The sequence below is a fragment of the Pseudomonas sp. NPDC089401 genome (assembly GCF_044749485.1).
GTDB lineage: Bacteria > Pseudomonadota > Gammaproteobacteria > Pseudomonadales > Pseudomonadaceae > Aquipseudomonas.
This window is the reverse complement of the sequence record NZ_JBIVIA010000011.1, coordinates 204,075-222,711: the sequence shown is the minus strand read 5'-3', so window position 1 is coordinate 222,711 and position 18,637 is coordinate 204,075. Positions and strand designations below refer to the sequence as shown.

At 61.8% G+C, this 18,637-nt stretch carries 15 protein-coding genes; 14 read left to right on the top strand and 1 reads right to left on the bottom strand.

Features of this window, described 5'->3' with window-relative positions; translation table 11 throughout:
• Window positions 1–257 (bottom strand): transposase (locus ACIP21_RS23320; RefSeq protein ID WP_400692679.1); only part of this gene is annotated, 257 nt, incomplete at its 3' end.
• A 300-nt stretch (window positions 258–557) separates the two neighbouring features.
• On the opposite strand from ACIP21_RS23320, the gene flgB reads away from it, so the two are divergent.
• The 14 genes from flgB to ACIP21_RS23250 all read left to right on the top strand — a co-directional run bounded on the left by flgB (window position 558) and on the right by ACIP21_RS23250 (window position 18,619).
• On the top strand, window positions 558–965 hold the full coding sequence (flgB, locus tag ACIP21_RS23315) for a flagellar basal body rod protein FlgB (protein WP_400692677.1): 408 nt from the start codon (window positions 558–560) through the stop codon (window positions 963–965).
• Window positions 966–968: 3 nt separating this feature from the next.
• Complete coding sequence (flgC, locus tag ACIP21_RS23310) at window positions 969–1,412, top strand: flagellar basal body rod protein FlgC (RefSeq protein ID WP_400692674.1); 444 nt, start codon at window positions 969–971, stop codon at window positions 1,410–1,412.
• Window positions 1,413–1,427: 15 nt separating this feature from the next.
• A complete protein-coding gene (flgD, locus tag ACIP21_RS23305; RefSeq protein ID WP_400692671.1) occupies window positions 1,428–2,141 on the top strand; it encodes a flagellar hook assembly protein FlgD in 714 nt (237 codons plus the stop codon).
• Window positions 2,142–2,168: 27 nt separating this feature from the next.
• Window positions 2,169–3,515: a flagellar hook protein FlgE gene (flgE, locus tag ACIP21_RS23300; RefSeq protein ID WP_400692668.1), complete on the top strand. Its 1,347-nt coding sequence runs from the start codon at window positions 2,169–2,171 to the stop codon at window positions 3,513–3,515.
• Between the two features lie 72 nt (window positions 3,516–3,587).
• Window positions 3,588–3,773, top strand: coding sequence for a hypothetical protein (locus tag ACIP21_RS23295; RefSeq protein ID WP_400692666.1), 186 nt, complete (start codon window positions 3,588–3,590; stop codon window positions 3,771–3,773).
• 293 nt (window positions 3,774–4,066) lie between these two features.
• The gene (flgF, locus tag ACIP21_RS23290; protein ID WP_400692664.1) at window positions 4,067–4,807 is read left to right on the top strand and encodes a flagellar basal-body rod protein FlgF; all 741 of its coding nucleotides are present in this window, start codon (window positions 4,067–4,069) and stop codon (window positions 4,805–4,807) included.
• Window positions 4,808–4,854: 47 nt separating this feature from the next.
• A complete protein-coding gene (gene flgG / locus ACIP21_RS23285; protein ID WP_400692661.1) occupies window positions 4,855–5,640 on the top strand; it encodes a flagellar basal-body rod protein FlgG in 786 nt (261 codons plus the stop codon).
• Window positions 5,641–5,685: 45 nt separating this feature from the next.
• A complete protein-coding gene (gene flgH / locus ACIP21_RS23280) occupies window positions 5,686–6,381 on the top strand; it encodes a flagellar basal body L-ring protein FlgH (RefSeq protein WP_400692658.1) in 696 nt (231 codons plus the stop codon).
• A 12-nt stretch (window positions 6,382–6,393) separates the two neighbouring features.
• Window positions 6,394–7,503: a flagellar basal body P-ring protein FlgI gene (locus ACIP21_RS23275; protein ID WP_400692656.1), complete on the top strand. Its 1,110-nt coding sequence runs from the start codon at window positions 6,394–6,396 to the stop codon at window positions 7,501–7,503.
• An 11-nt stretch (window positions 7,504–7,514) separates the two neighbouring features.
• Window positions 7,515–8,672, top strand: a complete 1,158-nt coding sequence (flgJ, locus tag ACIP21_RS23270) for a flagellar assembly peptidoglycan hydrolase FlgJ (protein ID WP_400692654.1) — start codon at window positions 7,515–7,517, stop codon at window positions 8,670–8,672.
• Between the two features lie 12 nt (window positions 8,673–8,684).
• A complete protein-coding gene (gene flgK, locus ACIP21_RS23265) occupies window positions 8,685–10,730 on the top strand; it encodes a flagellar hook-associated protein FlgK (protein ID WP_400692652.1) in 2,046 nt (681 codons plus the stop codon).
• Window positions 10,731–10,743: 13 nt separating this feature from the next.
• Entirely contained in the window at window positions 10,744–12,315 is a 1,572-nt protein-coding gene (locus ACIP21_RS23260; RefSeq protein WP_400692649.1) for a flagellar hook-associated protein 3, read from the top strand.
• 79 nt (window positions 12,316–12,394) lie between these two features.
• Window positions 12,395–15,952, top strand: a complete 3,558-nt coding sequence (locus tag ACIP21_RS23255; protein ID WP_400692646.1) for a glycosyltransferase — start codon at window positions 12,395–12,397, stop codon at window positions 15,950–15,952.
• Between the two features lie 45 nt (window positions 15,953–15,997).
• Window positions 15,998–18,619, top strand: a complete 2,622-nt coding sequence (locus ACIP21_RS23250; protein WP_400692645.1) for a glycosyl transferase — start codon at window positions 15,998–16,000, stop codon at window positions 18,617–18,619.
• Window positions 18,620–18,637 lie beyond the last annotated feature (18 nt).

The window sequence follows — 18,637 nt, the reverse complement described above, 5'->3', positions numbered from 1 at the left end:
CCAAAGTGCGCAGCGGTCTGGCGCAGTGAAAACCGATGCTCGAGCATGTAGCTGAGCACTTGCTGCTTGAAATCACTGGTATAACGCCGCCCAGGCGAGCCTGAGCAGATATCCCTACCGACCTGATAACTGGCAACCCAGCGCCGGAGCAGGCTGAAGTCGATACCGAAATGTCGAGCCACCTTTCGGAAACCGTTGTTGCCATCCAGGTAAGCTGTGATCACTGTGAGCTTGAATTGCTCGGTGTACTTTTCCATAGATCCCCCAAGGGTTGGATTGGTGTCCAACTTTTGGGGGGGCAGTCCATACTTGTGGGAGCGGGTTCACCCGCGAATCAGGCGACGCGGTTTGACGTCAATTTTTTGTTTTGCCGCTTTTGCCGCCCGGCAATTGCCGCTTTCCCTTCCCCAGGCGGAAGCACTTTGCCGCTTTTCTGGCATCGCGCCATCAGCCATCTCCCTTGCAGCCCAGCATTTCCGGGCTTTCGATAACCTGGCACAGCCCTTGCTATAGCTTGCTCAACGACATTCCGGCCAACCTTCGAAGGTTTCCCCGACATGAGCATCAGTTTCGACAAGGCGCTTGGCATCCACGAAAAGGCCCTGGGCTTCCGCGCCCAGCGCGCGGAGGTGCTGGCCAACAACATCGCCAACGCCGACACGCCCAACTACAAGGCGCGCGACATGGACTTCTCGTCGGTGCTCGCCGCCGAGAGCCAGAAGCAGCAGAGCGGCCGCTTCGCCATGGATCGCACCAACAGCCGTCATATCGAGGCCGAAGGCCTGGCGATGAACGACGAGGCCCTGCAGTACCGGGTGCCGACCCAGCCGTCGATCGACCAGAACACCGTGGACGCGCAGATCGAGCAATCGAACTACACCGAAAACGCGATGAACTTCCAGGCCAGCTTCACCCTGCTCAACAGCAAATTCAAAGGGCTGGTTTCGGCCCTGCGCGGAGAGTAATCCATGTCCCTTTCCAGTGTTTTCAACATCGCCGGCAGCGGCATGAGCGCGCAGAACACCCGCCTCAATACCGTCGCCTCGAACATCGCCAACGCCGAGACCGTCTCGTCGAGCATCGACCAGACCTACCGTGCCCGTCACCCGGTGTTCGCCACCACCTTCCAGAACGCGCAGAACGGCGTCAGCCAGTCGCTGTTCGAGGACCAGGGCGAGGCGGGGCAGGGCGTGCAGGTCAAGGGCATCGTCGAGGACCAGAGCAACCTCGAGGCGCGCTACGAGCCCAACCACCCGGCGGCGAACAAGGACGGCTACGTCTACTACCCGAACGTCAACGTGGTCGAGGAGATGGCTGACATGATCTCCGCCAGCCGGTCGTTCCAGACCAACGCCGAGCTGATGAACACCGCCAAGAACATGATGCAGAAAGTCCTGACCCTGGGTCAGTGATAAGGAATCCCGACTATGGCCATCGATACTTCGTCTACCGGCGTCAACCTCAATGACGTACTGGCGGCATCCGGTGTCAGCAGCACCACCAAGAAAAGCACCGTCGACACCGCTTCGCAGACCGGCAACAGCACCCTGGGCAAGGACGCGTTCCTGCAGTTGCTGGTGACCCAGATGCAGCACCAGAACCCGCTCGATCCGCAGGATAACGGCGAGTTCGTGGCCCAGCTGGCGCAGTTCAGCAGCCTCGAGGGCATCACCTCGCTGAACGAGTCGGTCACCAACATCACCAGTGCCATGGCTTCGTCCCAGGCCCTGCAGGCCTCGTCGCTGGTCGGCCGTTCGGTGATCGTGCAGAACGACAAGGCCGTGGTCGACACCGCCGAGAGCTTCAATGCCCAGATCGTCGTGCCGCAGGCCATCGACGGCGCGACCGTCACGGTCAAGGACAAGGACGGCAACACCGTCAAGACCATCGAAGTGGGCGAGCAGAAAGCCGGTTATGTCGACTTCATCTGGGACGGCACCAACTCGAGCGGCACCAAGGTCGACCCGGGCACCTATACCTTCACCGCCACCACCACCGTGGATGGCCAGTCGGTGCAGATGAACACCCTGCTGCCGGCCAAGGTCACCAGCGTCAGCTTCAACACCACGGGCGAAATGGTGCTCAACCTCGCCGGGGTAGGGAAGGTTTCCCTGTCCGACGTACAAACCATCGGTATCTAAGGCCGGAACGGCACAAGGAGCTACAACATGTCTTTCAATATCGGCCTTAGCGGTCTGTACGCAGCCAACAAGCAGCTGGACGTCACCGGCAACAACATCGCCAACGTCAACACCACCGGCTTCAAGTCGTCGCGCGCCGAGTTCGCCGACGTCTACGCCGGCGCCAACCGCCTGGGCGTGGGCAAGAACCAGGTCGGCAACGGTGTGCGCCTGGCTGCAGTCTCCCAGCAGTTCAGCCAAGGTGACATCAACAACACCGGCAACGTGCTGGACATGGGTATCCAGGGTCAGGGCTACTTCGTTCTGTCCGACAACGGCTCCCACGTGTACACCCGTGCCGGTGCCTTCCAGACCAGCAAGGACAACTACGTCGTCACCTCCGATGGCCTGCGCCTGCAGGGCTATGCCGCCGATGCCAATGGCGTCATCAAGAAGGGCGTGCTGACCGACCTGCAGATCGACACGTCGGCGCTGCAGCCCAAGGCCACCACCCTGATCGACCAGGGCATCAACCTGAACTCCTCGTCCAAGGACATCCCGCTGCCGTCGACCCCGCCAGTGGCCGGCGACATCGTCTTCGACCCGAGCGACGAGAACTCGTACAACAAGTCGTTCTCGACCAAGGTGTACGACAGCCAGGGCAACGAACACACCATGGAGCAGTTCTATCGCAAGACCGATACGAACGAGTGGACCATGTACACCCTGATCGACGGTCGCAACCCGATGGACCCGAGCAGCACCGACCCGCTGAGCGGCACCATCAGCTTCAACAGCGACGGCAGCGTGGCCTCCATGACCACCGACACCACCGGCCTGCCGGCCGATACCGAGTGGAGCGTGGTCAACAACACCTTCACCCTCAAGGGCTGGATCCCGGCGTCGCAGGACGCTGCGGGCAACTGGGCGGCCAACGGTTCCGTCGAAAGCGCCAGCGGCATGCGCCTGGCGATGACCAGCACCACCTCGTACAACACCGACACCGCGCGCTCGTCGCAATCCCAGGATGGCTACGCCACCGGTGTCCTGTCGAGCCTGAGCATCGACTCCACCGGCGTGCTGTTCGCCAGCTTCAGCAACCAGCAGTCGCGTGCCATCGGCCAGGTGGCCCTGGCCAGCTTCGCCAACGACCAAGGCCTGCAGCAGATCGGCGGCACCCGCTGGACCGAGACCTACTCCTCGGGCATCCCGGGCATCGATGCGCCGAAGACCGGCACCCTGGGCAGCGTCGAGTCCAACTCGCTGGAAGGCTCCAACGTCAACCTGACCCAGGAGCTGGTCGAGCTGATCAAGGCGCAGAGCAACTACCAGGCCAACGCCAAGACCATCTCCACCGAAAGCACCATCATGCAGACCATCATCCAGATGACCTGATGGTCGCTGGCTGAGTGTGTGTGGGCGAACCCCTTTCCCGTGAAGGGGTTCGTCGTCTTTGCAGGAGGGGTCATGAAAAGGCTGGTTGTCGTATTGATTGGCGCTTTTTGCCTGTACCAGGCCCAGGCCGGCACCGCGCCCTGGTGGCGCTGGGAAAGCCAGGTGGACGGGCGGCTGGTGTGCTCGCAGTGGCCACCGGGGGAGGGCTGGAAGAAGTTCGCCGGGCCCTTCACCAATGGTGGCTGTCGCGAGCCTTGACTGGCATCTATGTCAGCCACTTCGCGGGCAAGCCCGCTCCCACAGGGATCGCACCATCCTGAGGGTCTGTGCAAATCCTGTGGGAGCGGGTTCACCCGCGATAGGGCCGGTACAGGTTTGCCGCTTACGGCAACCCGGCGCCGGATAACCGGCGGCCCGCCAATCGCAAAGCCCCGAAAAAGCCCGTATTCACGGGCTTTTTCATGTTTTTGAAAAGTTGGTTCGGAACTTGCTTTAGAGCCTGCACAGCAACGGCGAGCGGCAAACGATCGCCAGTGCAGCGGAGGATGACTGTGGACAAGATGCTTTACGTGGCCATGACCGGCGCCAGCCAGAACGCGCTGGCGCAGAAGGCCCATGCCAACAACCTGGCGAACGTTTCCACCAATGGCTTCCAGCGTGACCTGGAACAGGCGCGCTCGATGCCGGTGTTCGGCGACAGCTTTCCGTCGCGCGCCTTTGCCATGACCGAGCGTCCGGCCACCGACTTCAGCGAAGGGCCGATGGTCGAGACCGGGCGCGACCTGGACGTGGCGGTGAGCGGCAAGGGTTTCATCGCCGTGCAGGCCCCGGACGGCAGCGAAGCCTACGTGCGCACCGGCAGCCTGAACATCGATGCCCTCGGCGTGTTGCGCGCCGGCAACGGCATGCCGGTGATGGGCAATGGTGGCCCGATCGCCATCCCGCCGCAGCAGAAGGTTGAGGTGGGTGCCGATGGCACCATCAGCATTCGTTCCATGGGTGAAGACCCGCGGGTGATGGCCGAGGTCGACCGCATCAAGCTGGTCAACCCGGACATCAAGGGCATGACCAAGGGCCTGGACGGGCTGATCCACACCCAGGACGGCCAGCCGGCCGCCGCCGACGTCAATGTGCGGGTGGTGTCGGGCTTCCTGGAAGGCAGCAACGTCAACGCGGTCGAGGAAATGACCTCGGTGCTGGCGCTGTCCCGCCAGTTCGAGCTGCACGTGAAAATGATGAACGCGGCCAAGGAAGGCGATGAAGCCATGGCGCGTGTCTTGCAAATCGGCTAACCAACTTTGAACGGGTGCCGTAAAACAGGCGCACGAGGAGAACACTGATGCTTCCAGCTCTTTGGGTCGCGAAAACCGGCCTGTCCGCCCAGGACACCAACCTGACCGTCATTTCCAACAACCTGGCCAACGTCTCGACCACCGGCTTCAAGCGTGATCGTGCCGAGTTCCAGGACTTGCTCTACCAGATCAAGCGCCAGCCAGGCGCGCAGTCCACCCAGGACAGCGAGCTGCCGTCGGGCCTGCAGGTCGGTACCGGTGTGCGCATCGTCGGCACCCAGAAGAACTTCCAGACCGGCAGCCTGCAGACCACCGAAAACCCGCTGGACATCGCGGTCAACGGTCGTGGCTTCTTCCAGGTGCTGCAGCCGGATGGCACCGTCTCGTACACCCGTGACGGCACCTTCCACCTGAACTCCGACGGCCAGGTCGTCACCTCCCAGGGCTTTGCCCTGGAGCCGGCCATCGTGGTGCCGAACAACGCCCAGACCTTCACCGTCGGCCAGGACGGCACCGTGTCGATCACCACCGCCGGCACCGCCGCCGCCCAGGTCATCGGCAACCTGCAGACCGCCGACTTCATCAATCCGGCCGGCCTGCAGGCCATCGGCGACAACCTGTTCCTGGAAACCGCCGCCAGCGGCGCGCCACAGGTCGGCACCCCGGGCCTGAACGGTTTCGGCACCACCCTGCAGCAGACCCTGGAGAACTCCAACGTCAGCACCGTGGAAGAGCTGGTCAACATGATCACCACCCAGCGTGCCTACGAGATGAACTCCAAGGTCATCTCCACCGCCGACTCGATGCTGTCGTTCGTCACCCAGCAGCTCTAAGCCCTGGTACAGGTTCCACTCCCGTTACACCGTGAGGTAAGTGTCATGAAGCGTCTGTTGTCCGTGTTCGCCCTGGGGGGGGCGGTTGTATTGGCAGGTTGCGTCGCGCCGACGCCAAAGCCGAACGACCCGTACTACGCGCCGGTTCTGCCGCGCACCCCGCTGCCGGCGGCGGCCAACAACGGTTCGATCTACCAGGCCGGTTTCGACCAGAACCTGTACACCGACCGCAAGGCGTTCCGCGTGGGTGACATCATCACCATCACCCTCAACGAGCGCACTTCGGCAAGCAAGAACGCAGGGTCGCAGATCGCCAAGACCAGCAAGGCCGACATCGGCCTGACCTCGCTGTTCGGTGCGTCGCCCAACACCAACAACCCGTTCGGCGGCGGTGACCTGTCGCTGGAAGCCGGCTACAGCGGCGACCGTGCCACCAAGGGCGACAGCAAGGCCACCCAGGGCAACACCCTGACCGGCTCGATCACCGTCACCGTGGCCGAGGTGCTGCCCAACGGCATCATCGCCGTGCGCGGCGAGAAGTGGATGACCCTGAACACCGGTGAAGAGCTGGTACGCATCGCCGGCCTGGTGCGTGCCGACGACATCGCCACCGACAACACCGTGCCGTCGACCCGTGTAGCCGATGCGCGCATCACCTATTCGGGCACCGGCTCGTTCGCCGATGCCAGCCAGCCCGGTTGGCTGGACCGCTTCTTCATGAGCCCGCTTTGGCCCTTCTGAGTACGGATGAACATGTTCAACGTAAGGCAGCTGATTGCCACGACCCTGCTCCTGTCCTGCGCCTTCGGCGCCCATGCCGAGCGGCTGAAGGACATCGCCAGTATTTCTGGCGTGCGTTCCAACCAGTTGATCGGCTATGGCCTGGTGGTGGGGTTGAACGGCACGGGTGACCAGACCACCCAGACCCCGTTCACCCTGCAGACCTTCAACAACATGCTGTCGCAGTTCGGCATCAAGGTGCCGGCCGGGTCTGGCAACGTGCAGCTGAAGAACGTCGCCGCGGTGTCGGTGCATGCCGACCTGCCGGCGTTCGCCAAGCCGGGCCAGGTGGTGGACATCACCGTCTCGTCGATCGGCAACTCCAAGAGCCTGCGCGGCGGCAGCCTGCTGATGACCCCGCTCAAGGGTATCGACGGCAACGTCTACGCCATCGCCCAGGGCAACCTGGTGGTCGGCGGCTTCGACGCCGAAGGCCGCGACGGCTCGAAGATCACCGTCAACGTTCCGTCGGCCGGTCGCATCCCTGGCGGTGCTTCGGTCGAGCGGGCGGTGCCGAGCGGCTTCAACCAGGGCAACACCCTGACCCTGAACCTCAATCGCCCGGACTTCACCACCGCCAAGCGCATCGTCGACAAGGTCAACGAGCTGCTCGGCCCGGGCGTGGCCCAGGCCGTGGACGGTGGTTCGGTGCGGGTCAGTGCGCCGATGGATCCGAGCCAGCGCGTGGACTACCTGTCGATCCTGGAAAACCTCGAGGTCGACCCAGGCCAGGCCGTGGCCAAGGTCATCATCAACTCGCGTACCGGTACCATCGTCATCGGCCAGAACGTCAAGGTCTCGCCGGCGGCGGTGACCCACGGCAGCCTGACCGTGACCATCACCGAAGACCCGATCGTCAGCCAGCCGGGGCCGTTCTCCAATGGCCAGACCGCCGTGGTCCCGCGTTCGAAGATCAACGCGCAACAGGAAGCCAAGCCGATGTTCAAGTTCGGCCCGGGCACCACGCTGGACGAGATCGTCCGCGCGGTGAACCAGGTCGGCGCGGCACCGGGCGACCTGATGGCGATTCTCGAAGCGCTCAAGCAGGCCGGCGCCTTGCAAGCCGACCTGATCGTGATCTGAGGAGGCCACGGATGAATTCGAAAAGCCTCGTCTCCGGCCACGCCGACAGCGGCGCCTATACCGACCTCAACCGCCTGAGCTCGCTCAAGGTCGGCGACCGCGACAGCGATGCCAACGTGCGCAAGGTGGCCCAGGAGTTCGAGTCGCTGTTCATCAGCGAAATGCTCAAGGCCTCGCGCAAGGCCAGCGACGTGCTGGCCGACGACAATCCGATGAACAGCGAGACGGTCAAGCAGTACCGCGACATGTACGACCAGCAGCTGGCCGTGAGCATGTCCCGCGAGGGCGGCGGCATCGGCTTGCAGGACGTGCTGGTGCGCCAGCTGTCGAAGAACAAGAGCGTGCCGGCCAACACCAGCCCGTTCCCGCGCATCGAAGGCAACGCGCCGGCGCTGTGGGGCAACAAGGTGGCCGAACCGGTGCGGGCCCAGGCCAGCGCCACGCGCAACGACGTCGCGGCGCTGAACTCGCGGCGCCTGGCTCTGCCGAGCCGGCTCACCGACCGCCTGCTGGCGGGTATCGTGCCATCGGCCACCGAGGCCGCCACCAATACCGCTGCCGTGCCGGCCCGTGACGGGCAGCAGGTGGCCAAGGCGGTCGCCATTCCCGACAACGGCCTGCGCATCACCGGCCGCGCCGTGGCGCAGCCGCCGCTGGCACCTAAAAAGGCCTTCGAAGGCAGTGACGAATTCGTCGCCACCATGCTGCCGATGGCCGAGCAGGCCGCCAAGCGCATCGGCATCGACCCGCGCTACCTGGTGGCCCAGGCCGCCCTGGAAACCGGTTGGGGCAAGTCGGTCATGCGCAACAGCGATGGCAGCAGCAGCCACAACCTGTTCGGCATCAAGGCCAGCGGCAACTGGCAAGGCGATTCGGCGCGGGCGATCACCAGCGAGTTCCGCGACGGCCAGTTCGTCAAGGAAACGGCGGCGTTCCGTTCCTACGATTCGTACCAGGACAGCTTCCACGACCTGGTCAGCCTGCTGCAGAACAATTCGCGCTATCAAGATGCGGTGAAGTCGGCCGATAACCCAGAACAATTCGTGCGAGAACTGCAAAAGGCCGGGTACGCCACCGACCCGAGCTACGCCAGCAAGATCTCGCAGATCGCAAGACAGATGAAGTCGTACGAGAGCTACGCAACGCTCGGTACCACAACGAAACTTTAAGGGTATGGAACCATGGCGAGTCTGATCAATATTGGCATGTCGGGGCTGGGCGCCGCGCAATCGGGGATGTACACCCTCGGTAACAACATCGCCAACGCCGATGTCGAGAGCTACTCGCGCCAGCAGAACGTGCAGAAGACCAAGGGCGGCCAGCAGACCGGCCAGGTCTTCATCGGCAGCGGTACCACCCTGGCCGACGTGCGCCGGGTGTACAACGCGTTCCTCGAGAACCAGCTGCGCACCACCACTTCGCTGAGCAGCGACGCCACTTCGTACCTGAACCAGATCACCCCGCTGGACACCGCCCTGTCGAGTTCCGATACCGGTATCACGGCAGCGCTGCAGAGCTTTTTCACTGCCCTGCAGGACGCCTCGGCCAAGCCGACCGAAGACGCCTCGCGCCAGTTGCTGCTGACCAGTGCCCAGTCCCTGGCCAAGCGCTTCAACACCTTGTCGTCGCAGCTGAACACGCAGAACAGCAACATCAACGCGAACATGGCGTCGATCGCCGACCAGGTCAACAACCTGACCAAGACCATCGCCGACCTCAACGAGCAGATTTCCCGCGTCAGCGCGATTTCCGGCCAGCCCAACGACCTGCTCGACCAGCGCGACGGCGCCGTGCGCGAGCTGTCGGCGCTGGTGGGCACCGACGTGGTCGAGCGTGACGGCAACTACGACGTCTACCTCAAGAGTGGCCAGGCGCTGGTGCTGGGCAAGACCACCCAGACCCTCGGCGTGCAGCCAAGCGCGACCGACCCGACCCGCATGAGCCTGATCCTCAACCGCGGCTCGACCAAGATGGACATCACCAACAGCACCACCGGCGGCGAGCTCGGTGGCCTGATCCGCTACCGCAAGGAAACCCTCGACCCGGCGCTCAACGAGCTCGGTCGCGTGGCCCTGGTGGTCGCCGATGCCATCAACAGCCAGCTGGCCCAGGGCATCGACAAGAACGGTGAGTTCGGCAGCAGCCTGTTCGCCGATATCAACAGCGCCGCCGTCATCAGCCAGCGCAGCATCGCCAAGAGCGGCAACAGCGCAGGTTCCGGCAACCTCGACGTGACCATCAAGGACACCGGCAAGCTGACCACCAGCGACTACCAGGTGACCTTCACCAGCGACAAGCAGTACACCGTGCGCAAGCTGCCCGACGGCACCGACATGGGCTCCTACAGCCTCGACGATGACCCGGCCCCGGTGATCGATGGCTTCACCCTGTCGCTCAACGGTGGTGCCCTGAGCGCCGGTGACAGCTTCAAGATCACCCCGACCCGCAACGCGGCGGCCAACATCGAAGCGACCCTGACCGATCCCAAGCGCCTGGCCATGGCCGCGCCGCTGACCGGCACCAGTGGTTCGGGCAACAAGGGCACCGGCAGCATCACCCAGCCGAGCCTGACCAGCGAGCTGGACATCTACGACGCTGCCCAGCGCGCCGACCTGCAGACCGGCATCAAGTATTCGACGCCGGTCAAGCTGGTGTTCGGTGACGACACCACCTCGCCCCAGGCGTACACCCTGTACGACTCCCAGGGCAACAACATCGGCAGCGGTACCATCATCCCCGGCCAGGACAACAAGCTGCAGCTGTCGGTGCCGATGGTCGATGCCAGCGGCAACCCGATCATGGACGGCGCCACGCAGAAGACCTTCAGCTTCGAGATGACCGTCTCCGGCGCGCCGAAGAGCGGTGACAGCTTCACCGTGGCGATGACGGCCTCCGGCTCCGCCGACAACCGCAATGCCCAGTCGGTGCTGGACCTGCAGACCAAGGGCACCGTCGAAGTCGGCGCCGACGGCAAGGGCATCAGCTTCACCGATGCCTACGCCAAGCTGGTGTCCAACGTTGGCGGCCAGGCCGGCCAGGCACAGATGGACAGCGACGCCACCAGCGCGCTGCACACCTCGGCCCTGGAAGGGCGTAATGCCCTGTCGGGCGTGTCGATCGACGAAGAGACCGGCAACCTGATCAAGTTCCAGCAGTACTACACCGCGTCGTCGCAGATCATCAAGGCGGCCCAGGAAACTTTCGCCACCCTGATCAACAGTCTTTAAGGAGCCGTAGATCGTGAGCGTACGCATCTCTACTTCGCAGTTCTACAACACCACCCAGGCCAACTATCAGAAGAACTTCGCCAACGCGGCGAAGAGCCAGCAGGACGCCAGCGACAACATTCGCGTGCGTTCGGCCAAGGACGACCCGGTGGGTGCCGCGCGCCTGTTGCAGCTCGAGCAGCAGCAGAACCTGCTCGACCAGTACAACGGCAACACCACCAGCGTGCGCAACGCCCTGGGCACCGCCGAAAGCACCCTGAACTCGATCGGCAGCATCTTGCAGCGGGTCAATGAACTGGCGGTGAGCTCCGGCAACGGCGCTTTTACCGACGCTGATCGCAAGGCCAATGCTGCAGAGCTCGACTCGCTTGAGCAGCAATTGTTCACGCTGATGAACAGCAAGGACGAGAATGGCAAGTACATCTTCTCTGGCTCCAAGGGCGATACCCAGCCGTACGTGCGCAACTCCGACGGTACCTACACTTATCAAGGCGACCAGTCGCAGCTCAAGCTGCAAGTTGGCGACATGCTCAGCCTGGCGGCCAACGAGACCGGCTACGATGCCTTCGAGCAGGCCCTGAACACCAGCCGCAGTGAGACCCGTCTGACAGTACCGGCCACCGATGATGGTCGCGTCAGCTTGTCCAATGGTCAGGTTTCTGGCAGCGCGACTTACAACGATCGTTTTCGCAGCGGTGAGCCCTACAGTATTGAATTCACCAGCAGCACCGAATTCAAGATCACCGATGCCAGCGGCAACGACGTGACTCTGGAGGCGACCCAGGGTGGCAAGTTCAACCCGAGCAATGAGAATAACCAGATCAGCTTCCGGGGCGTCGACCTGCGCTTGGATATCAGTTTCAAGTCTGGTGACGAAGCCGACCCGGATGCCGCAATCGCTGGTCACACCTTCAGCCTGACCTCCAAGTCCGATCAGATCAGCGGTACTCGCAGCCCGGGCAACGCTTCGTCGGCCCAGGTCACCGGCGCGACGGTGGTCGATCAAGCCGCCTACAAGGCCGCCTTCCCGGAAGGCGCGGTGCTCAAGTTCACCAGCGCCACCGATTATGAGTTGTACACCGCGCCAGTCAGCGCCGACAGCCGGCCAATCTCCACTGGTACCCTGAGCGGTACCACTGGCACGGCGATGGGCGTGCAGTTCGATCTGTCGGGCGCGCCAAGTGCCGGTGACTCGTTCGCGATCAAGGTTGATACCCATCAGACCCAGAACGTTCTCGACACGATCAGCCAACTGCGCGCTGCACTGAACACCCCTATCGACGGTGATCCGGCAGCGGCGCAGACTTTCAAAGCGGCGCTGGACTCGGCCATCGGCAACATCAGCAGCGCCACCAATCAGGTGAGCTCGTCGATCGCTTCTATTGGTGGCCGTGGACAGGCGCTGGACGTGCAGGCCGAAACCAACTCGGCACTGAGTGCCGAAAACACCAAGACCCAGAGTTCGATCCGCGAAAGCGACCCGGCCGAGGTGATGATCCGCCTGACCATGCAGACCAATATGCTGCAGGCCTCGCTACAGGCCTATGCCAAGGTCGCCGGTCTGTCGCTGGTCAACTACATCTGATAGTGCGCAATTCTGCTTCAGAGCATGTGCGCCCCTCCCATCAGGTCGGGCGCACAGTTTTTACCTCAGGTTTGCACTCGTGAACGAACAGCCCCTAGTCACCATTGCCATTCCGGCATTCAACCCTGATTTCTTTCGCGAAGCGTTGCACAGCGCCCTGATTCAGGATTATCCACAACTTGAAATCCTGGTATGCGATGACAGTCATGACGACCGCATCAGGCTCATTGTCGATGAGCTTGTTGCTGAGACTGAGCGGCCTGTAAGTTACCTGCGCAATACGCACAGGTTAGGTTTTTCCTGCAACCTGCAAGTCTGTGTCGAGCGTTCGACAGGCAGTCTGATCAAACTGCTTTGCGATGACGACTACCTGACTGCGCAGTGTATTTCGCTGCAAGTCGATGCAATGAATGGGCGACCCTCCATCGGGTTTTGCACCTACCAGCGCTTTCTCTGTGACGCTGATGGCAACTTGCTGCCTTCGCGAATGGCCAACGCTGCGGTGTCGCAGGACAATGTCGAGCTTAAAGGCAGTGACTTGCTGGAGGTGATCGAGCCTGGTGTCTACAACCTGGTCGGCGGAATCAGTCACTGCCTTTTCCGTCGTGACCTTGTGCTCGAGTTCTTGCCCTTGCTGGTCCAGGGCGGAAAGGGTTTTCAGGCAAGGCTTGATCTTGCCTTGTATGTCTGCCTTCTGCGTCGCAGCAACCTTGCCAGTCTCAAACGTGTGCTGGGCGTTGAGAGGTTGCATGCCGGGCAATGGAGCCATCAGTCAGTAACCGTCATCGCCTATGAAAAGGAAACCGAGTGGCTGCGGGAAATGCTCCAGGCGCGTCCCGACGAACCGGCCCCCGCCACAGGGTGGGCGAGGTATCGGGCTCTCGGAGGGGAGGCTGGTGAGTGGCGGGAATATGACCTCAACCACCTTAACGGGCGACAGTTGGCCAGGACTCGGCACCGGCTTGGTACTGACTGCATTACATTTGAAGACGTCTATCAGCAGTGGTTGGATTACCGTCAGTTGTCCAGTGCGCAACTCGATCAGTTATCCAGGCGTGTGTCGCGTTGGCCACGGCGCCCACGAATCGTTCCCGTTGTGTGGGTTCAGCAGGGTGAGGAACGAGCGTTACAAATCACGCTCGACAGTCTCAAGGCCCAAGCGTACGGCAGCGGTCCAGTCCTGATCCTTGCGCCTTGGGGGATTAGTCTGTCCCAGAAGGTGGATGCTGAAGTGCTGCCGGTGCACGGCCAGGGTCTGGAGCAGCTGAACCAACGTCTGGATGCGGCACGCGAAGGCGAATGGGTGTTCCTGTTGCGCGCCGGTGATCGATTGCAGCCCCATGCACTGGCGGTCATGGCCGAACGCATGGCCCTGCGAGCGGAGTGCGTTTGCCTGTACATGGATGAGGGGCGCCACGACGGGCTGCGGTCGTCAGCGCCCGTGTTCAAGCCTGACTTCAACCTTGACCTGATGCGCAGTATCCCGTTTGTCGGGCGGGCGCTGGCTTTCGATTGCGCTGCGCTCAGGCAGTCAGGTGGTTTTGATGTCAGCTTCGATGTGCTGGCCCCGCATGACGCACTGTGGCGGATGGTAGAGACCCGCGGCGTTCAGGTGATCGAGCATGTCGATGAGCTGCTGCTGGAGTGCGAGTATCACCTCGAGCAATGGCTGACCGATTCCCGCTGCGTGTCGCAAGCCCCGCGAGTTGTCGCCGCGCATCTCCAGCGTCTGGGGATCGAGGCCGAGATCATCGGGCGTGAGGACCGTGCCCAATGCAGAGTACGCTATTGCTCGGATTTAACGGCGGGCGTATCCATTCTGTTGTCTGCGGGTGATGATCTGGTCAGTCTGGTGCGCTGTGTCGAAGCTCTGTTCGAGTCTACTGCTCATGCCCGCTTCGAGCTGCTGCTGCTGGCTGATGTTTCGACACCTGTGCCAGTAAGGCAGTGGATGCAGGCAATGTCAGAGGTAGGTGGCGAGCAGTTGCGTGTCATCGAGGTGGACGCTTGCGCCGATAGGTACAACCAGGGTGCCCAGCACGCTCGTATGTCATATGTAATGCTCTTCGACATCGCTTGCCTGGTCTTCGATCAGCAGTGGCTGGCTGAGTTGCTCAGCCAGGCGCAGCGCCCCGAAGTCGGAATTGTCGGTCCGAAGCTCAGTGCGGCGAATGGCAAGATCGTTGCGGCAGGTAAAGTACTTGGCCTGGATGGAGTGGTTGGTACCCCCTTCAAGGGAAGTCCCGGATATACCAGTGGATATCAGAATCGGCTCGAAGTCGTGCAGAACTGGAGCGTGCTCCCGTCTGCCGGAATGCTGATCCGTCGTGAGCTTTTCTCTGCGCTCGAAGGGCTGGACGCCGATATGGTATTGGCGGGGCTGGACAGCGCGGATCTCTGCCTCAAGGTGCGAGAGCAGGGCTACCTCGTGGTGTGGACACCCTACTCTCAGCTTGGGTATCTGGGTGAAAGTGAGCCAGTTAGGGGGGGCACACAAGCCATCAAGCATGCCAGGCTGGAATTTTATCAGCGCTGGCTGTCAGTCGCAGCGCGGGATCCCGCATACAACCGCAATCTTGCACTCGCGTCGCCAGCCTTCCGGCTCGAGCCGGGAAGTAAAGGCGGATGGGATCCTTTCATCAGCCGTATCGTACCTGCGGTGCTGGCGATGCCGGCCAATGCGACAGCGGTGGGAACCTATCGGGTGATTCAGCCCTTGAGCGCACTCGAAGAGGCCGGCTGGATCCAGGGGCAGTTGCACCATGGCGCAATCGATCCCATGGAGTTGGAGCGGATCAACCCCGACATCATCATTTTCCAATGCCGCTATTCTCAGGCTGCACTGGATGAAATGGTCTGGACACGTTCGCTTTCGCAGGCGCGGCACATTTACGAGATTGACGATTACGTACTCGAGGTTCCTGACAAAAACGATCACGGACGGGGCATGCCAGGCAACATGCGCGAGCTGGTCCGTGACTGCATTGCGCAGTGCGATCGAGTAATCGTCAGTACGGCACCGCTGGCTGAAGCGCTGTCGAACCTGCATCACGATATTCGCGTCGTGCCCAACATGCTCGCCCCGGAGCGTTGGGTGGGGCTTTCCAGTAGGCGTCAGACCAGTGCCAAGCCTCGCGTGGGTTGGGCGGGCGGCACAAGTCACCGTGGTGACCTGGAGATGCTGGAGCAAGTAGTCAAGCTGCTTGCTGATCGTGTCGACTGGGTGTTCATGGGGATGTGTCCGCCGTCTCTGCGCCCTTACGTCAAAGAATTTCACAGAAGCGTGCCGCTTGCGCAGTATCCGCGCAAACTGGCCGCGCTGAATCTGGACCTGGCATTGGCGCCGCTGGAGCAGCACCTGTTCAACGACTGCAAGAGCAATCTGCGTCTACTGGAGTACGGCGCTTGTGGATTCCCGGTGATCTGCTCCGACAGTAAAGCTTACGCCGGCTATCTGCCTTGCACTCGGGTCCGGGAAAACACTACTGAGCAATGGCTAGAGGCGATTCTCATGCACCTGGCCGATCCTCAAGCCAGCTATCGCCAAGGGGATGCCCTGCGCGAAGCAGTAATGCGTGATTACGTGCTCATGCCTCACAACCTGCAGCAATGGGCAAACGCCTGGCTGGCCAACTAATTCATCACCGGCCGTGTGCCGGGCGGGCAGGAGAACAGGTGCCTTATGGCTATGAATGCAACGCGAGCATTGAATGATGTCACTGTATTGCTCCTAGGGGATGTCGAGGCTGGGCATCGTCAGCGGGCTATCGAGCACTACGGGCGACTTGGGCTACGTTGCCAGGTGCTGGAGCCTTCCGATGGTTTGGTCGCGAAGCTGACCGAGCGCGTGAGCCAGGTGCTGCGGCACGTCGAAACGCCGTATGTAGTGATGACGCTGGATGCTGACTTTGTCCTGGCACCAGCGGTGGCACAGGCAGTCGTTGCGCTTGACCAGCAAAGTGATTGCATCGCAGCACAAGGCTTCTCCTTGGGCTACAGTGCAGCTGACAGTGTCGTGAAATACTACAAGATGGGGTCGGGGTCGCCTGCGGTCATGGGGCGGGATGCTGCAGCACGAATCGAGCATCATGCCGCGGCAGAGCGACAGGCCTGGCGGGCAGTCGTGCGTCGCTCGGAGCTGGAAACCTCGCTCAAGGGGCTGCCAGTCGATCTGGACTTCACCGGTTGGCAGTTGGCACTTTCTTACCAATTGCTTGCGCAAGGGCGGTTCGTCGACCTGATGCAAGTCGATGTCGTCTGCGAGTACCTTGACCACTCCGGTTCGACTGCGCTATCGGATAGGTCGCGTAGTCTGGCCATGCAGACACTGCGGGCGCATGACGAGTGCCAGTTGCGGTTGGGTGGCTCTGATGCGGGCTATGAGTTGCTCAACCGCTTTGTTGTCGGTACTGCAGGCGCGATTTGCGCGCCTTTATTGTTCACATCGCGCTGGACTAGCGTAATCGATGATCCAGTCCGCGAATTTGAGCCTCGTCAGTATGTCGAGTTACCCTATTACAATGCAGAGCTGTTTGCTCAACTCAGCGCTCTGGAGCTGATGCTGCATGTCTGGCCGACCGGCAAACCTCACCGTTTTGCTCTGGAGGGCACTTGGGTACGTCAGAGAGACCTGCTCATTGAGCATCCGAATGACACTCCTGAAAGCCTGAAGGAACGTTATTGGCAGGCGCAAGCGCTCAATTTGTTCAACGTGGAAGTTAATAGACGGCTGCTGTCGACCCTGACGGCGGAAGACGAGCGTGTGCATGCCCGTGAGCTTGGGGGTTGGCTATCCCGTCTTGAACAGTACCAAGGTGCCGGCCAGGCGGCTTCGCTGCATGACAGCGAGTCGGGGAGATTGCTTGAGGCGCTTGCGCGGGCTGTCCCTGCGGCGCCTGAACGCGAACGCCTGTTGGTCGAACTGAAGTCGCGCGCGCTGCCGCAGCTGGGCTTTATCATTCTGGACCTGGATGATGATTCTACTGCCTTGCAGGCTACCTTTGACAGTTTCGTTGCCAGTGGCCTGCGCAATATCAAACTGGTGGTGTTGAAGGCCGGGAAAAGCCCGGCGATAACGACCTCCAGTGACACCTTGCACTTCGTCGAGGTGAGCGAAGCCAACTGGATTTCCTACCTTAATCACACCGTACGTCAGCTCCCGAGCGAGTGGATGATGCTGCTGCGGGCTGGAGACGTTTTGACACTTGGCGGCGCCTTGCGTTTGTTCCAGGAGTTGGCCGATGGGCCGGATTGTGTGGCTATCTGCGCCAATGAGATTCAGCGCGACCAGGAAGGGCGTCTAGTGGAGGTGGCGCGTCCCGGCTGCGATCTGGACGCGTTGCGCAATCGTCCAGATCTCATGGCTGCCCATTGGCTTATCCGTCGCAATGTGGTGGTCGGGCTGGGAGGTTACAGTGAAACGCACCGCCATGCGTTTGAACTGGATCTGTTGCTGCGTCTGGCTGAGCAGCAGGGCCTTTGCGGGCTGGCGCACATGGACGAGTTCCTCGTCATTGGTCAAGCGCCTTCGCCGCTGATGCTCGGTGATGCCGTTGGCACACTTGAGCGACATCTGGCGGTACTGGGTTATCAGGGGCGGGTTAGCGTTCAGCCGGAAGGGCATCTGCTGATTGATTTTCGCCATGGTGCCTCGCCGATGGTCAGTATCGTGCTCGTGGCGGGTTCAGATGCGCAGCAACTGCGCGATTGCTTGATCAGCATTATTCAGCGAACGCGCTACAACCGATACGAAATTGTCTTGGCCTGTTCTCAGGATAACCAACAGGTAGTAGCCGCCGCGGTACCCGGATTGGGCGCGCGCGTGCGGTTCGTCATTGGGCAGGCCGGCTCGGCGGCTGATGATCTTCTGAACTTGGCTGTTGGTCAGGCTCAGGGTGAGCATCTGGTGGTGTTGTCTCAGCGTTGCAAGGTTGAAGCGCCGGGGTGGATCGAGGCACTGCTAAATCAGGCACTGCGACCAGAAGTCGGCGTAGTGGGTGCATGCTTGCTAGATGCTGCCGGGCTGCTGTTGCATGCTGGGTACGACATGTCCATCAGTGGTCAGCTGGGCAATCACTGGCTGGGGATGACCGCTGATGAAAGGGCCAAGACCCTGTGGCCTGGCATTGTTCGGGGTGTAAGGGCGGTTTCCGCGGATTGCCTGATGATCCGCAAGGCCCTGTTCGAGCAACTGGATGGGTTGGCCCCGGATCAAGGTGGGGACATTGGCCTGGGATCGCGTGTGGCGGCAAGCGGTCTTTTGGTGGTTTGGACGCCAGAGGCACAGTTGACGGCGAGCGTCTGACGAGCAGCGGCGCGCCGG

What these genes read in the sequence shown, in the direction of transcription:
- flgB (WP_400692677.1), top strand. Translation starts at nt 558, where the DNA reads ATGAGCATCAGTTTCGACAAGGCGCTTGGCATCCACGAAAAGGCCCTG.
- flgC (WP_400692674.1), top strand. Translation starts at nt 969, where the DNA reads ATGTCCCTTTCCAGTGTTTTCAACATCGCCGGCAGCGGCATGAGCGCG.
- flgD (WP_400692671.1), top strand. Translation starts at nt 1,428, where the DNA reads ATGGCCATCGATACTTCGTCTACCGGCGTCAACCTCAATGACGTACTG.
- flgE (WP_400692668.1), top strand. Translation starts at nt 2,169, where the DNA reads ATGTCTTTCAATATCGGCCTTAGCGGTCTGTACGCAGCCAACAAGCAG.
- ACIP21_RS23295 (WP_400692666.1), top strand. Translation starts at nt 3,588, where the DNA reads ATGAAAAGGCTGGTTGTCGTATTGATTGGCGCTTTTTGCCTGTACCAG.
- flgG (WP_400692661.1), top strand. Translation starts at nt 4,855, where the DNA reads ATGCTTCCAGCTCTTTGGGTCGCGAAAACCGGCCTGTCCGCCCAGGAC.
- flgH (WP_400692658.1), top strand. Translation starts at nt 5,686, where the DNA reads ATGAAGCGTCTGTTGTCCGTGTTCGCCCTGGGGGGGGCGGTTGTATTG.
- ACIP21_RS23275 (WP_400692656.1), top strand. Translation starts at nt 6,394, where the DNA reads ATGTTCAACGTAAGGCAGCTGATTGCCACGACCCTGCTCCTGTCCTGC.
- flgJ (WP_400692654.1), top strand. Translation starts at nt 7,515, where the DNA reads ATGAATTCGAAAAGCCTCGTCTCCGGCCACGCCGACAGCGGCGCCTAT.
- flgK (WP_400692652.1), top strand. Translation starts at nt 8,685, where the DNA reads ATGGCGAGTCTGATCAATATTGGCATGTCGGGGCTGGGCGCCGCGCAA.
- ACIP21_RS23250 (WP_400692645.1), top strand. Translation starts at nt 15,998, where the DNA reads ATGGCTATGAATGCAACGCGAGCATTGAATGATGTCACTGTATTGCTC.